Raw genomic sequence first — 15,024 nt, forward strand, 5'->3', positions numbered from 1 at the left:
CATGGACCGCTGGCCGAAGTATCCCAGCAAGGTGCGGATCGACTCATTCGGTGTGGACTAGTGCGCCGCGCGGTCGGGCGAATCTTGACACGCTTCGGCGCCCCGGGGCAGGATCGCGCATGATCCCGAGACACGCCGACACGCGACTGGGCCCGATCATCTGGCTGATCGCGCTCGCCGTATGCTTGCTGGTGGGCTGGCCCGCGGACGGTCGCGCCGGCGAGCCGCCGAAGGGGCCCGTCATTCTCCACGAGCTGCAAGGCTTCAGCACGCTCGGCAGCGTGCTCTACGTCGCGGCGCATCCCGACGACGAGAACACGCATGTCATCACGTACCTGGCGCGGGGCCGTGGCTACCGAACCGCCTACCTGTCCCTCACGCGCGGCGATGGCGGCCAGAATCTCCTCGGCCCGCAGCTCCGCGAGGCGCTCGGGGTCGCGCGCACCCAGGAGCTGCTCGCCGCGCGTCGCCTCGACGGCGGCCAGCAGTTCTTCACGCGCGCGCGTGACTTCGGATACTCCAAGGACTACCGCGAGACGCTCCGGATCTGGGACGAGGATGCGGTCCTCGCGGACGTCGTGCGCGTCATTCGCGTTTTCCGGCCAGACGTGATTCTGACGCGCTTTTCGCCGGCTCCCGCCGACACCCATGGCCATCACACCGCCTCGGCCGTCCTCGCGGTGGAGGCCTTCAAGCTGGCCGGTGATCCGCGCGCGTTCCCCGAGCAGCTCGGGGAGCTGGCCCCCTGGCAGCCCAAGCGCATCCTGCACAATCGCGGCGGGCCGATGGGGGTGGCCGCCCCCGTGCCCGACGGGCCCGGCGTGGTGCGTCTCGATGTGACGGGCGTCGATCCGGTGCTGGGCGAGACGTTCGCCTCGATCGCGTCGCGGAGTCGAGGCATGCATAAGACGCAGGGCTTCGGCATGGACGGCATGGAAAGTCCGCGGGAGGTTCCGGCGGGGGCGCGGACGGAGGGCTTTCTGCCCCTCGGCGGTGAGCCGGCCGCGCGCGACCTATTCGACGGCATCGACACGACATGGAGCCGCGTGCCGGGCGGCGCCGAGATCGGACGGCTGACCGACGAGGCGATCGCGCGGTTCAGTCCGAGAGCTCCCGAGGCGAGCGTTCCCGCCTTGCTGGCGATTCGCCGGATCCTGGCGCGCCTCCCGGCCGAGCCGCTCGTCAACGACAAGCGCCGTCAGCTTGACTGGATTCTCCAGGCTTGCCTCGGCCTCGACGTCGACACCGTCGTGGATCGCGGCGAGGCCGTGCCGGGCGAGAGGGTGAGAATGCGCCTCATCGCGAGCGCCGCGCGCGTGACGCAGCCCGTACGCTGGGTGGCGATGCGCTACGGGGCGGTACGCCGCCCATTCACCAAGCCGATCGAGCTGCGGTCGGGTCACCGGGTTCTCCGCGAGGCCGGCCAGGTCGTGCCGCGAGGCACCCCGCCGAGCCAACCGTACTGGCTGCGTCACGAGGGCACGGAGGGCCTGTTCCAGGTCGACGACGCGTCGTGGATCGGCCGCCCCGAGAACCCGCCCGTGTTCCCGGTGGAGTACGTCTTCGAGGTCGGCGACCAGACACTGGTAGTGCCGGGAGAGCCGACCGCGATGGCGGAGCCGGGCACCACGACCCGCCGGCGGCTCGAGGTCGTCCCCCCAGTGTCGCTCCGCTTCATCTCGCCGGTCGAGCTGTTCGCCCCCGGCGCGGCGCATCCGGTGGCGGTGGAGGTGACCGCGGCCCACCCACGCGCCGCCGGCGTCGTGCGACTGGAGGCCCCGGCCGGCTGGGCGGTCGCGCCCGCCTCACAGTCGTTCCGGCTGGGGAGTCTCGGCGCCCGGACGCGCGTGGCGTTCACCGTCACGCCCCCGGTCGGACCCGCCACCGCGTCCGTCGGAGCCAGCGTGGAGGTTGACGGCGCGCGGTTCCATCATCAGCGCATCGAGGTGCGCTACGACCACATTCCGTTTCAGCTCCTGCACCCGCCCGCGATCGTCAAGACGGTCGCGCTCGACCTCGCCATCCGGGGCCGTCAAGTCGGCTACCTGCCCGGCGCGGGCGACGAGGTGGCCCGCGCCCTGGAGCTGATGGGCTATACCGTCACGCGGTTGACCGCGGACGATCTCACCGCGGAGAAGCTGCACGCGCTCGACGCCGTGATCATCGGCATCCGGGCCTTCAATGTCCGAGGGGATCTCGCCGCGCGTCTCTCCGTCCTGTTCGCATACGTCGAGGCGGGCGGCACCCTCATCGCTCAGTACAATCTCGCCCAGGGCCTCGCTCCGGACTGGTTGGCGCCGTTCCAGATGCGGATCTCCCGGCGCCGTGTGACGGACGAGCACGCGCCGGTGACCATCCTCGCGCCCGACCACCCGGCTCTGACCACGCCCAACCGCATCACCGATGCTGATTTCAAGGACTGGGTGCAAGAGCGGGGCCTCTACTTCCCCGAGCAATGGGACGAGCGATTCACTCCGATTCTGGCGACGGGCGATCCCGGTGAGGATCCGCTCCAGGGAGGCCTGTTGATCGCCCGACACGGCCGGGGATATTTCGTCTACACGAGCCTGTCCTGGTTCCGGCAGCTTCCGGAAGGCGTCCCGGGAGCCTATCGCTTGTTCGCCAATCTGGTCTCTTTGGGCAAGTGAAGCGGCCGCCCGCCGAGGAGCGATCGGACGCCGAGCCGCCCGGCCTGCCCGGGTGTCGCACCTGGCGCGGTCTCTACCTCATCGTGTTCGGCTGGTTCGCCCTCGTCGTCCTGCTGCTCGCCGCGTTCAGCCGGTTCTATTCGTGAACGTCGTCGACTGGGTGGTGCTGGTCGGCACGATGGTGGGCATCGCGGCCTACGGGGCATGGCGCACGCGCGACATCCACAGCCTCAACACGTATCTCAGGGGTCGAGCGTCGACCGGGTGGGGGACCATCGGCGTCTCCGTGATGGCCACCCAGGCCAGCGCGATCACCTTTCTGTCGATCCCGGGACAGGGGTTCGAGAGCGGTATCGGATTCGTGCAGAACTACTTCGGACTGCCGCTCGCTCTCATCATCGTGTGCGTGGTCTTCCTGCCCGTCTACCGACGGCTGAACGTCTACACCGCGTACGAGTTCCTGGGCCGGCGTTTCGACGAGAAGACCCGCCTGCTCGGGGCGGCGCTCTTCCTGCTGCAGCGCGGCCTCGCCACCGGCGTGACCATCTACGCGCCCGCCATCATTCTCTCCACGGTGCTGGGCTGGCGCCTCGACCTGGTCATCGTGTTCACCGGAGTGCTCGTCATCATCTACACCGTGACCGGAGGCAGCGCCGCGGTCGGCTTGACCCACAAGTGGCAGATGGCGGTCATCTTCGGCGGCATGGCGACGGCATTCATCGTGTTGCTCGCCAAGCTGCCCGTGGACCTCGGGTTCAATGGCGCCGCGCACGTGGCGGGCGCCCTCGGCAAGCTGAACGCGGTCGACGTGTCATTCGACCCCAGCCGGCGCTACACCCTTTGGACCGGGGTGTTCGGCGGGCTGTTCCTGTCCCTCTCCTATTTCGGCACCGACCAGTCGCAGGTGCAGCGCTACATTGGCGGCGCTTCCCTGCGCGAGGGGCGGCTCGGCCTGATGTTCAACGCGCTGTTGAAGATCCCCATGCAGTTCTTCATCTTGCTGCTCGGCGCGCTGCTGTTCGTGTTCTACCAGTTCGAGCCAGCGCCCCTGTTCTTCAATCGGGCGGAGTGGCACCGGCACGCAGAGGGCCCCGCCGCCCCGCGCCTGCAGGCGCTCGAGGCCCAGCACGCCGCTGCGGTGGCGGACACGCAGGCGGCGATCCGCGTCTGGTTGGAGGCGCGCGCATCCGCGCAGCCCGGCGGAGAAGAGGCGGCGCGCGCGGCCATGGTGGCGGCCCATCAGCGCGCGGACCGTCTGCGCGCGGAGGCGAAGGCGGCGCTCCTCGCCGCCGATTCTCGCGCGAAGACGAAGGACTCGGACTACGTCTTCATCACGTTCATCCTCGGCGAACTTCCCCACGGGGCAATCGGCCTCCTCGTCGCGGTGATGTTCGCGGCGGCGCTGTCGTCGAAAGCATCCGAGCTCAACGCGCTCGGCACGACCACCACCGTCGATGTCTGGCGGCGGCTGCGTCCCCTCGCCGCCGACGACGAGGCGAGCAACGTGCGGGTGGCAAAGCGGTTCACCGCGCTGTGGGGGGTGTTCGCGATCGGGTTCGCCCTCTTCGCGGGCTTCGCCGAGAACCTCATCGAAGCGATCAACATCCTGGGCTCGATCTTCTATGGGGTGATGCTCGGGATCTTCCTCGTGGCGTTCTTCCTGCGTCGCGTCGGCGGGGACGCCGTGTTCACGGCGGCGGTGGCCGCGCAGGCTCTCGTGATCGTGATGTTCTTCTCTCTCAACATCGGCTATCTCTGGTACAACTTGATCGGATGCGCGGCGTGCCTGGCTTTCAGCCTGCTCCTCCAGAGCCTCATGGGGACGCGCACTCGGAGCGGCGCTGCGCGGGGAGCATGAGCGCGGAGCCCACCATCGCGTTCGGCCAGCAGCCGTGCGGATTCTTCCCGCGGCGCTTCCTCGTCGCCAAGATTCGGACAGCGCGCCGGCTCCAGTCGCAGATCGGTGGACGCATCGTGTTCTTCTGCCATGATAGCGACCACGACGCGCGCGAGACGCGGACGATCCTACGCCACCGCACGACCGGCGAGGCCGCTGCGCTGAACTTCGCCGTGACCAGCAAGATCCAGCGGAAGTTCGCGCCACTCTACGTCAAGCGCATCGCCGAAGGCTGGCAGGAGCGGACGGCGCGCCAACTTCCGAACTATGTGGAGGCGCCGCTGGTCGACAGGTTCCGGGCGAGCGCGGGCGAGACGGTGGGAGACTTCTGTCTGGAGATGTATCGGAGGCTGGGCTGGCTCGACGGCATCGAGGTCATGCGGTCCGGTGATCCTGCGGTGCGGCGGAGCGCCTGCGAGGTGAGTGACTTCTTCGTGGACGTCCCCTACGAGGGTGAGATCGTGCGGGCGCGGATGCGGAACGGCGACCTCCTGCTCCACGAGGGTGGAGAGGCCTTCGTAACCCTGGGCGCACGGTCCTTCACCAAGGAGCAGGTCAGTCCGGCCCGGGACACCCGGTTCCGGTGGATGCAGTCAGTCTTGAAATGCACGCACTACGTGGCGGGCGAGGGCGAGCAGGCGTATCTCCACCCCGAGGACGTGGCCGAGATCGCCTTCGTGCCGCGTGATGTGATCGAACGACCGGATGAAGCCTACACCGAGCCCTCCGGCTGAGCCGGCATCCCTGGTCGCGTTCGGCGCGCATCCCGACGACGTCGAGTTCGGTTGCGGCGCGGTGATCGCGCAGCACACGCGGTCGGGACGGTCGGCGCATGTCGTGGTATGCTCACGCGGCGAGGCGGCGAGCCACGGCCGCCCCGAAGAGCGCGTCGCCGAAGCCCGGCGAGGCGCCGCGCTGCTGGGCGCCAGCCTCGAGCTCATCGAGCTGGACGGGGACGCCCACCTCGAGATCCGCGCGGCGCACGCCCTCACGCTGGCCGGGGTCCTGCGGCGGAGGCGGCCGCGCGTCGTTCTTGCTCCGAGCCTCGTCGAGAACCAGCATCCGGATCACTGGCGCCTGGGACGGCTGGTTGGCGATGCCGCACGGCTGGCGCGCTTCGGCGGCGTCCAGGAGCTCGCCGCGTGGGCTCCGCATCGGATCGAGCTGCTCCTCCACTACGCGCTGGCGCGTGAGTCCGAGCCGAGGAACATCTCCCCCGTGCTCGTGGACGTATCCGCTTCGGATCTCATCGCCGCTTGGGTTGCCGCGATGGAGGCGCATGGGTCGCAAACCGCGGCCCGGCGGTACGTGGAGCTCCAGCTCACGCGCGCCCGGCTCCACGGGCTCGGGGCCGGCGTGGAGCACGCCATCGCGCTGTTCCCGGCGGATCCCCTCGTCTTCGGGTCGCTGGCCGAGCTGGCGCCCGGGGCCCGGGCCTTCTGACATGGCCGCCCTCGCGCCGCTCCGGATCGGGATCACGTGCTATCCCTCGGTGGGCGGCAGCGGCGTTCTCGCGACGGCGCTCGGCGAGGACCTGGCTCGCCGGGGCCACGAGGTACACTTCATCTGTTACGAGCGGCCGTTTCGCCTGCCGGCAGATGCGCCTCGGCTGCATTTCCACCCGGTCGTCATCAACGAATACGGGTTGTTCCGATTTCCGGACTACACGCTGCCGCTCTCGGTCCGCATGGCCGAGGTCACGCTCGAGCGCCGGCTCGACGTGCTCCACGTCCATTACGCTGTGCCGCATGCGACGGCGGCGATCCTGGCTCGGGCGATGCTTCCGGCCGAGCGACAACCGCGGGTGGTCACCACGCTTCACGGGACGGATACGTCGCTGCTCGGCTCGGATCCGGGCTACGCGCCGGCCATCCGATACGCGCTGAGCCGCTCCGACGCGGTGACCGCGGTGTCCCAGTCGCTGGCGAGTGAGACGCGGCAGGTGCTCGGGTTCGCGGGCCCCATCGACGTGATCCACAACTTCTTCGCTCCCCGAGCGCCCCGCCGCACCCCGGAGGAGGTGCGCCGCGAGCTCGGACTCGGGGAGGAGCTGGTGATCCTGCACTCCTCCAACCTCCGTCCGGGCAAGCGCATCGACCTCTTGCTGGAGGCGGTCGCCCGCGTGCGCCCGCTCCGCGACTTCAAGCTCCTCGTGCTTGCCGGCGAGGAGTTCTCGCCCTACGCGGACATGGTGAAGCGGCTGGGTCTGACGGGACGCGTGATCGTTCGCGAGAAGGTCAATGCCATCGAGGAGTACCTGCAGATCGGCGACCTCGGACTCTTCACCTCGGACACGGAAAGCTTCTGCCTGAGCATTCTCGAAGCAATGTGCTTTGGATGCCCCAGCGTCTCGACGCGGGTGGGCGGCATCCCCGAGGTGGTGGAGGACGGCCGCAGCGGGGTGCTGGTGCCGGCGGGCAATGCCGCCGCGCTGGCCGGCGCGGTGGAAGCCTTGATCGACGATGCCCCGCGCCGACTCGCGCTGGGCCGAGCGGCCCGGGACCGCGCGCGGGCCTTCTTCGCCGCCGACGTCATCGTTCCGCGCTACGAAGCCCTCTACCGGCGGCTGTGCCCTTGAGCCCGCGGGCCCGGCGTCGCCCCTACCGCGGTCGCCGGGCGGTGTTCGGCGGGACGATCCCGTTCATGCGGAGATAGACGACCAGCTGGCCATAGTGGTTGCGCACCTGGAGGACCGGCGCCGTCCAGAACACGAAGCGGCTCACCATGCGGTCCCCTATGGGGAACTTCACCTGCTCGAGGAGCTGGGCGTCGCTGAGCGGGGCCAGCTTCGCCTCTGCGGCCTGGAACCTGTCCTTCACGAGCGCGATGACCTCGGCCTTGCTCAGGCTCTTTCCGTGGTCGTGCGCGGCGCTCTTGGTCCCGTCGGCGGCGTCGCTCCAGCGCTGGGCGATTTCGGAGAGGTGTACGAGCTGATCGCGAAACGTGGCCACGTCGGGGGCGGGCTTGAAATCGTACTTCGCCTCGGGCATCGCCTCGGCCACGTCGAGGATCTCCGTGACCGCGCGCTGCAAAACCCCGACCATCTCCTTGGCGACCGTCGTGCCTTGGGCGCGGGCCGGAGCGGCCGCGACCAAAACCCAAGCGCAGAGCAACAGGCATGCGTAGGCGATGCGTCTCATGTGTGCCTCCCGAGTAAATTGGCGCTGCCCCGGCGGCGACGATCTTGTACCGGGACGGGAAGGCCGTCAAGGGCCGGTTCCATCCCGGGCGCGCGCTACTGGATTACCTCGGTGGCCTGGGAGAGCACCGCGGGCGGAATCGTGAACCCCATGGCCCTCGCGGTCTTGAGGTTGATGACCAGCTCGAACGTGCTGGATTGTTGCACGGGAAGGTCGCCCGGCCTGGCGCCCTTGAGGATCTTGTCCACATAGGCCGCCGAGTCGCGCACCTGGCCGTGGAAGCTGGCCGCATACGACATGAGCCCGCCCACGTCGACGAACTCGCGGTCGCCCCACATGGTGGGGATCCGGCTCTTGACGGCGAGCTCCACCACCGTCTTGCGGTGCTCGGTGGTCAGGATGCCCGTGGCACCGAAGAGCGCCTGCGCGCCCTTGCGCGACATCGCGGCGAACGCTCGCTCGAACTCGCGAGAGTCCCGCACCTCGAACGGTTGGAGGGTCAGGCCCAGCGCCGGGGCCGACGCTTGCAACCCCTTCAGGACCAGTACGTTGGCGCGGTCGGCCGGATTGTAGAGGACGGCCACGCGCGAGGCCTTGGGGGCGACCTGCTTGAGAATCTCCAGGCGCTTGCCGCCCAGCTCGGCGTTGAGGCTCGTCAATCCCGTGGCGTTCCCCTCCGGGCGCGCCAGATTGGCGACGAGTCCGGCCCCCACCGCGTCGGCCACGCCGACGAAGACGATGGGGATGACGCTCGTGGCCTGCTTGGCGGCCAGTGAGGCGGGCGTGCCCGGCGTCACGATGACGTCGGGCTTGAGCCGAACCAGCTCCGCGGCAAGCCGCGGGAGCTCTCCGACGCGTCCCCCCGCGAACCGATACTCGACGGTGATGTTCTGTCCCTCGATGTAGCCGTGCTCGCCCAGGCCGCGCCGGAACGCGTCGATCTCTGGCGAGGGTCCCGGAGAGCCGTAGAAGAGGAATCCGACCCGGGGAGCGCCTCCCGGCGGCTGGGCCTGCGCGACGAACGGCGCGACGAGGATCATGCCGAGTGACGTCACGAATCGTCGACGGTCCAGCACTCGCAGCGCGATCATCGAATCCCCTCGTGCGTGCCCACGTCCTCCTCTCACTCATCGCCCCTTAAAATCAGCGGGAGCAGTGTATCACCGGAGTCCACGACCTCAAGCCGATCGTCCTGCCCGATGTCGGCCTACGACCACCAGGCGCCAGGCGAGGATAGTCAGGGCCGCGGCCGCGAGGGCGGCGGCGAGCAGGGGGAGTACCAGGGCCAGCGCGCTGAGGGCGAGCGAGCCCATGAGCTCGCCGGTGGCGAGCACGGGATTGCCCATCCCCGCCGTGAAGGCGGAGGCCTTCACGCGCAACAGCGCGGTGGCGGCCTGGACGATGCCGGCCACGCCACCGCCGGCGACGATGGCCAGCGTCCAGCGAAGCAGCGGCGAGAGCTCCGGGGTAACCGCCGCCGTGGCCACCACGCCCGCGGCGATGGCGGCCGGCGTCGTGAGCGTGTCGAGCAGGTTGTCGAGCCAGGGGATGTAGTAGCCTCCGATCTCGAGCAGCGTGGCGGTGGCGAACGCCACTAGCGCCATGTCCGACGCGATCCAGCTCATGCCGGGGGTGAGCGGGAGATGGCCGAAGCGCCCGGCCAGGCCGGTGAGCAGCAGCGGCACGAAGACGCGTAGCCCCGCCGCCGTGCTCAGGGCCAGGCCGACGGGGATTCCGAGGAAAGGCTCCATGCCGCGCTCGCGCCGGGTCATTGTAGCCCGCGGGCCCGCCGGCCGCCTTTGACTTGGCCGGCGGAGCGGGATACCCTCGCCGTGCCCGAAGCCTTGGACCGGGCGCGCGCGGCGCCACTCAACGAGGAGGAACCATGCTCCAGCTCAAGCGGCTCATCGCCCTGCTCCTGGTAGTCGTCATCGCCCTCTGGACCGGCACGGGCACCGTGACCGCGCAGCAGGGCGGCACCATCAAGATCATGTACACCGATCCTCTGTCCGGGCCGTTCGCCCAGGTGGGCGACCAGAACCTGCAACAGTTCAAGTACATCCTCGACTACATCAACGGGCGCGGCGGGGCCGTCGGCCGCAAGTTCGAGATCGTCTCCTTCGACAACAAGTCGCAGCCGTCCGAGGCGCTGCTCGCGCTCAAGGCGGCGACCGACCAGAACATGCCCATCATCATGCAGTGCTCGGGCTCGAACATCGCGGCCGCGCTCATCGAGGGCGTGGACAAGCACAACGAGCGCAACCCGAATAACCGCATCGTCTACGTCAACTGCGGCGCGGTGGCGACTGAGCTCACCAACGAGAAGTGCAGCTACTGGCACTTCCGCATGGACGCGCACGTGGGGATGAAGGCCGAGACGATGGTGCGCGCCCTGCCCAAGGAGGTCACCAAGGTGTACCTCCTGAACCAGGACTACCTCTTCGGGCAGTCGGTGCAGCGCGATGTGAAGACCTTCCTCGGCAAGCTGAGGCCCGACGTGAAGGTGGTGGGGGACGAGCTGATCCCGCTGGGCAAGGTGAAGGACTTCTCGCCCTACGTGACCAAGATCAAGGCGTCGGGCGCGCAGGCGCTCCTCACCGGCAACTGGGGCCCGGACATGACGCTTCTGATCAAGAGCGGCATGGATTCCGGCCTCGACATGCGCTACTACACGATGTATGCGCATCTCGGCGGCGGCGCCACCGCGATCGGGCCCGCCGGCAACGGCAAGGTGCGCTCGGTCATGGCCTTCCACGAGAACATCGCGGTGGAGACGGGTAAGACCGACACCGAGGGCTGGACCAGGCAGTTCCGCTCCCAGCACGACTTCGACTTCTATGCGGGCGGCTTCCGCACCATCTTCGAGTTCTTGCAGGCGGCGATGAACAAGGCCGGTTCCACCGATCCCATCAAGTTCGCGGCGGCGCTCGAAGGTCTCACCATCACCGACATGCTCGGCCATCAGGTCACGATGCGGAAGGCCGACCATCAGATCCTCAGCGAGTACTTCGTGGGTGTCTTCACCAAGGGCGTGAAGTACGACTCGGAGAAGACCGGGCTCGGCTGGAAGACCGAGGCCACCGTGCTGCCGAAGGACCTCGATCAGCCGAACACCTGCAACATGAAGCGGCCGGCGGCGTAGCGCTCGTCCTTTCCCCCTGCCCCTCCGGGTCGCGCGGGGCGGGCAGGGGGAAAGGCTGCGACATGGAAGTCCTCCTCGTCTCGCTGCTCAACGGGCTCGTCTACGGCATGCTGCTCTTCATGCTGGCGAGCGGGCTCACGCTCATCTTCTCGATGATGGGCGTGCTCAACTTCGCCCACGCGAGCATGTACATGCTCGGCGCCTACTTCGCGTACTCGGTGAGCCGCGTGATCGGCTTCTGGCCCGCGCTGGTGATCGCGCCGATCCTGTGCGGCGTGCTGGGGGCCCTCGTCGAGATGTACGCGCTCCGGCGCGTGCACCTGAACGGGCACATCGCCGAATTGCTCTTCACCGTGGGCCTGGCCTTCATCATCGAGAAGGGCGTGCAGATGGCGTGGGGCCTGCTCCCCGTGCCCTATCGCGTGCCCCCCGTCCTCGACCGCGCGCTGTTCCACGTCTACGGCTCCAACTTCCACGCCTATCGCGGCTTCATGCTGCTGATCTCGATCTTGATGTTCGTGGCCATCTGGCTCCTCCTGACGCGGACCCGCATCGGCCTCGTCATCCAGGCCGCCCTCACCCATCCGGAGATGGTGGGCGCGCTGGGCCACAACGTGCCGCGCGTGTTCACGATCGTGTTCGCGGGAGGCTCGGTGCTGGCCGGCCTCGCGGGGGTCATCGGCGGCAACTACCTCGTCACCGAGCCGTCCATGGCCGCCACGATGGGGCCGATCGTCTTCGTGGTGGTGGTGTTCGGCGGGCTCGGCTCGCTCGCGGGCTGCTTCCTCGCCTCGCTGATCATGGGGCTGGTGCAGACGTACGCGGTGGTGCTCGACGTCTCGTTCGCTGATCTGCTCGCGCGCCTGGGTCTCAAGGTGACCTCGGCCACCCCGCTCGCCGAGGTGCTCACGATGCCGTTGCCCCGGGTGGGCGCGCTCCTGCCCTACCTCATGCTGATCCTCGTGCTGCTCATCAAGCCGCGCGGGCTCATGGGGACCCGCGACACATGAGCGAAGGTGCGATCGGGACGGCGGCGCGCCCCGTCGCGGCCGAGGGCACCGCGGGGTTTCTTCGCCGCCAGTGGCCCTGGCTGCTTGCCCTGGCCATCGCGCTCGTCGTGCCCTGGTTCTCCTATGACTGGAGCACCGGACGCCACTCCGGCTTCATCGTCTCCATGCTCAGCCAGATCGGGATCTCCATCATCTTCGCGCTCAGCTACAACATGCTGATGGGCCAGGCGGGTCTCCTCTCCTTCGGCCACGCCGTGTTCCTGGGGCTCGGCGGCTACGTCACCGCGCACGTCCTCAACGCCACCAAGGGCGGATCCTTCCCACTGCCGCTTGAGCTTACCCCGCTGGCCGGGGCGCTGGGCGGCCTCGCCTTCGCCGTCGTGCTCGGCTACTTCGCCACCCAGCAGCGCGCGACCGCGTTTGCCATGATCACGCTCGGCATCGGCGAGCTCATCACGTCCTGCGCGCTCATGTTCCAGACGTTCTTCGGCGGCGAGGGCGGGGTGAGCACGAACCGCATGACCGGTCATAGCCTCTTCGGGCTGGGCTACGGCGCGCCCATCCAGATCTACTACCTGATCGTTGTCTGGACGTCGCTGTCCGTGGTGGGCATGCTGCTCCTCACCCGCACTCCCCTCGGTCGCATGGTCAACGCGACCCGCGACAACTACGAGCGCGCGCAGTTCGTGGGCTACGACCCCCGCATGGTTCGCTTCTTTCAGTTCGCGCTGTCCGGTCTCTTCGCGGGGATCGCGGGCGCGCTCTACACGCTCACCTACGAGATCGTGACCTACGACACCGTGGCCGCCCCCATGTCGGCCAATGCGCTCCTCATGACCTACATCGGCGGGGTGGGTGTGTTCGCGGGGCCGGTAGTGGGCGCGGTGTTGATCGTGCTGCTCCAGAGCTGGGTCAGCTTGCTCTCCAATTCGTGGCTCGTGTACGCGGGGGTGCTTTTCATCCTCATGGTCACGTTCGCGCCCATGGGCCTCACCGGCCTGGTCCTCATGCATCAGCCCATCTGGCGCGCGGGGCGCATGAGGCGGCTCGTCGGCCCGTATCTCAGGCTGCTCGTGCCCGCGCTGCTCGTGGTCCTTGGGTTCATTCTTGCCGTCGAGCTGTGCTCGTTCCTGACCATCGGTGCCGCCCAGGGCAAGAGCTTCACGCTGTCGAAGGTCACCATCGATCCGCGCAGCGCCATGCCCTGGCTGATCGCGGGCGCCTTGCTCCTGGGCGGCGGCCTCTGGCTGCGTGGGGCCATGCGGGCCTTCGGCGCCGCCTGGAGCGCGGTGAGCGAGGACGTGAAGCGGGCGGAGCTTCGCGCATGAGCACCCCGGCGCTGCGGCTGACCGACGTGAAGAAGAGCTTCGGCCCGACGGCGGTCATCATGGGCGTGAGCCTGGACGTCGTCGCCGGCTCGCGCCACGCCATCATCGGCCCCAACGGCGCGGGCAAGACCACGCTGTTCAACCTGATCAGCGGGCGCTTCCCCGTGACCAGCGGCACCATCGCGCTCAACGGCCGGCCCATCGACGGCCTCGCGCCGCACGAGATCAACCGCCGCGGCCTCTCGCGGAGCTTCCAGGTGACCTCGATCTTCCCGCGCATGACGGTGTTCGAGAACATCCGCTGCGGGCTCCTCTGGTCGCGGGGCCACAAGTACTCGTTCTGGCAGCTCATGGGGGGCCAGCGCGCCCTCAACGAGGCGGCCGCGCAGCTCCTCGCCGACGTGCACCTGGAGGCGCGGCGCGACGTGCCCGCCGGGCTCCTGTCCTACGCCGAGCAGCGCGCGCTCGAGATCGGCATCACCATCGCGGGCGGCGCCGACACCATCCTCCTCGACGAGCCGACCGCCGGCATGAGCCGGAGCGAAGCCGACCACGCCGTCGCGCTGATCCGGCGGATCACCGCGGGTAAGACGCTCGTCATGGTCGAGCACGACATGAGCGTGGTGTTCAATCTCGCCGACGTGGTCACGGTGCTGGTGTACGGCCAGGTCATCGCCTCCGGCCCACCCGCGGAGATCCGCGCCAATCGCGCGGTGCAGGACGCCTACCTGGGCGCGCCCGCGGAGGTCGCCTGATGCTCTCGGTGCGTGACCTCCACGCCTTCTACGGCAAGAGCCACATCCTCCAGGGCGTGAACCTCGAGGTGAAGACCGGGGAGATCGTCAGCCTGCTCGGCCGGAACGGCGTCGGCCGCTCCACCACGTGCAAGGCGATCATGGGCCTCGTCGAGCCCGTCGGCGAGATCCTGTTCAAGGGGAAGAGCATCGCCGGGCTGCGCCCCGATCAGATCGCGCACGGGGGCATCGGCTACGTGCCGGAGGATCGCCAGATCTTCCCCACGCTGACGGTGCGGCAGAACCTGGAGCTCGGGCTCAAGCGCGCTGGCAAGTTCGGCCGTTGGAGCTTCGACGACATGTTCGCGCTGTTCCCGCTTCTCCGGGACCGCCAGCGCAATCCGGCCGGCGTGCTCTCGGGCGGAGAGCAGCAGATGCTGACGATGGGCCGCACGCTCATGGGCGATCCGGAGCTCGTCATCATCGACGAGCCCACCGAGGGCCTGGCGCCCATGCTGGTGGTGCAGGTGGGCCAGTTCCTCGACGAGATCGCCCGCCGGGGGGTCTCGATCCTGCTCGTCGAGCAGAAGCTCACGATCGCGCTGAAGATCTCCCATCGCGTGTACGTGATGGGGCATGGGCACATCGTGTTCGAGGGCACGCCGGCCGATCTCGCCCGGAACGAGGCGGTACGCCGCGAGAACCTGGAAGTCTAGGATCGCCAGGACAGCCCCATGGACCGCCGACGTCGCGGGAGCGCGCTCCTCCTGGCGGTCCCGGTGTTCGACAGTGCCACGCAGGAGATGGCCCGGCTCTTCGAGCACCGCGGCGCCGAGGCGCAGGCGTATTCCGGCCGTGATGTGAAGGACCTGCCGGTGCCCAGCGCGGGGTAGACTCACCCAATGCTCCGAGACCAGATCTTGAGCCTGCCGCCGCTGGTGCTGACCCAGCGGGAGCGTGAGCGGTACTTCGAGGACGGCTTCCTCGCGGTGCCGGGCTACGTCGGCGCCGAGTGGGTCGATCGGCTGCGCGCCGTCGTCGTCGCCAAGGTCGAGGAGTCGTGCGCGCTCACCGCCTCCGACGATCAGTTCGACCTGGCCCCCGACCACACTGCTGCGAAGCCGA

The 15,024-nt window shown here is 68.8% G+C and carries 16 protein-coding genes; 13 read left to right on the forward strand and 3 right to left on the reverse strand.

Features of this window, described 5'->3' with window-relative positions; genetic code table 11:
• The first annotated feature begins 119 nt into the window (after positions 1-119).
• Genes VFX14_13370 through bshA form a run of 6 tightly spaced genes read left to right on the forward strand, consistent with a single transcriptional unit; the run spans position 120 to position 7,123 of the window.
• Positions 120-2,648 carry a PIG-L family deacetylase gene (locus tag VFX14_13370; protein HEU5190670.1) on the forward strand — a complete coding sequence of 843 codons (2,529 nt, stop codon included), beginning with the start codon at positions 120-122 and terminating at the stop codon, positions 2,646-2,648.
• Complete coding sequence (locus VFX14_13375; protein ID HEU5190671.1) at positions 2,645-2,794, forward strand: hypothetical protein; 150 nt, start codon at positions 2,645-2,647, stop codon at positions 2,792-2,794. Before VFX14_13370 ends, VFX14_13375 begins: the two co-directional genes overlap by 4 nt.
• On the forward strand, positions 2,791-4,506 hold the full coding sequence (locus VFX14_13380; protein HEU5190672.1) for a sodium:solute symporter: 1,716 nt from the start codon (positions 2,791-2,793) through the stop codon (positions 4,504-4,506). The genes VFX14_13375 and VFX14_13380 overlap by 4 nt, the downstream gene beginning before the upstream one ends.
• Entirely contained in the window at positions 4,503-5,279 is a 777-nt protein-coding gene (locus tag VFX14_13385; protein HEU5190673.1) for a hypothetical protein, read from the forward strand. The genes VFX14_13380 and VFX14_13385 overlap by 4 nt, the downstream gene beginning before the upstream one ends.
• Positions 5,251-5,988, forward strand: a complete 738-nt coding sequence (locus VFX14_13390; GenBank protein ID HEU5190674.1) for a PIG-L family deacetylase — start codon at positions 5,251-5,253, stop codon at positions 5,986-5,988. The genes VFX14_13385 and VFX14_13390 overlap by 29 nt, the downstream gene beginning before the upstream one ends.
• A 1-nt stretch (position 5,989) precedes the next feature.
• Entirely contained in the window at positions 5,990-7,123 is a 1,134-nt protein-coding gene (gene bshA / locus VFX14_13395) for an N-acetyl-alpha-D-glucosaminyl L-malate synthase BshA (GenBank protein HEU5190675.1), read from the forward strand.
• A 22-nt stretch (positions 7,124-7,145) separates the two neighbouring features.
• Here bshA and VFX14_13400 read toward each other — a convergent pair whose 3' ends face one another.
• From VFX14_13400 to VFX14_13410, 3 genes are all read right to left on the reverse strand, one after another.
• The gene (locus tag VFX14_13400; GenBank protein ID HEU5190676.1) at positions 7,146-7,685 is read right to left on the reverse strand and encodes a DinB family protein; all 540 of its coding nucleotides are present in this window, start codon (positions 7,683-7,685) and stop codon (positions 7,146-7,148) included.
• A 95-nt stretch (positions 7,686-7,780) separates the two neighbouring features.
• The gene (locus tag VFX14_13405) at positions 7,781-8,776 is read right to left on the reverse strand and encodes an ABC transporter substrate-binding protein (GenBank protein ID HEU5190677.1); all 996 of its coding nucleotides are present in this window, start codon (positions 8,774-8,776) and stop codon (positions 7,781-7,783) included.
• 87 nt (positions 8,777-8,863) lie between these two features.
• Complete coding sequence (locus VFX14_13410) at positions 8,864-9,436, reverse strand: DUF4126 domain-containing protein (protein HEU5190678.1); 573 nt, start codon at positions 9,434-9,436, stop codon at positions 8,864-8,866.
• 134 nt (positions 9,437-9,570) lie between these two features.
• On the opposite strand from VFX14_13410, the gene VFX14_13415 reads away from it, so the two are divergent.
• The 7 genes from VFX14_13415 to VFX14_13445 all read left to right on the forward strand — a co-directional run.
• Positions 9,571-10,827, forward strand: coding sequence for a branched-chain amino acid ABC transporter substrate-binding protein (locus VFX14_13415; protein ID HEU5190679.1), 1,257 nt, complete (start codon positions 9,571-9,573; stop codon positions 10,825-10,827).
• Between the two features lie 62 nt (positions 10,828-10,889).
• Positions 10,890-11,837, forward strand: a complete 948-nt coding sequence (locus tag VFX14_13420; GenBank protein HEU5190680.1) for a branched-chain amino acid ABC transporter permease — start codon at positions 10,890-10,892, stop codon at positions 11,835-11,837.
• Positions 11,834-13,165, forward strand: coding sequence for a branched-chain amino acid ABC transporter permease (locus VFX14_13425; GenBank protein HEU5190681.1), 1,332 nt, complete (start codon positions 11,834-11,836; stop codon positions 13,163-13,165). The genes VFX14_13420 and VFX14_13425 overlap by 4 nt, the downstream gene beginning before the upstream one ends.
• Positions 13,162-13,920 (forward strand): ABC transporter ATP-binding protein, encoded by a 759-nt coding sequence (locus VFX14_13430; protein ID HEU5190682.1) that lies wholly within the window; start codon positions 13,162-13,164, stop codon positions 13,918-13,920. Before VFX14_13425 ends, VFX14_13430 begins: the two co-directional genes overlap by 4 nt.
• Positions 13,920-14,615: an ABC transporter ATP-binding protein gene (locus VFX14_13435; GenBank protein HEU5190683.1), complete on the forward strand. Its 696-nt coding sequence runs from the start codon at positions 13,920-13,922 to the stop codon at positions 14,613-14,615. The genes VFX14_13430 and VFX14_13435 overlap by 1 nt, the downstream gene beginning before the upstream one ends.
• 18 nt (positions 14,616-14,633) lie before the next feature.
• Entirely contained in the window at positions 14,634-14,792 is a 159-nt protein-coding gene (locus VFX14_13440) for a hypothetical protein (protein HEU5190684.1), read from the forward strand.
• 9 nt (positions 14,793-14,801) lie between these two features.
• On the forward strand, positions 14,802-15,024 hold a 223-nt coding region (locus VFX14_13445), incomplete at its 3' end, for a hypothetical protein (protein ID HEU5190685.1).

This window comes from Candidatus Methylomirabilota bacterium (assembly GCA_035764725.1).
GTDB lineage: Bacteria > Methylomirabilota > Methylomirabilia > Rokubacteriales > CSP1-6 > DASRWT01.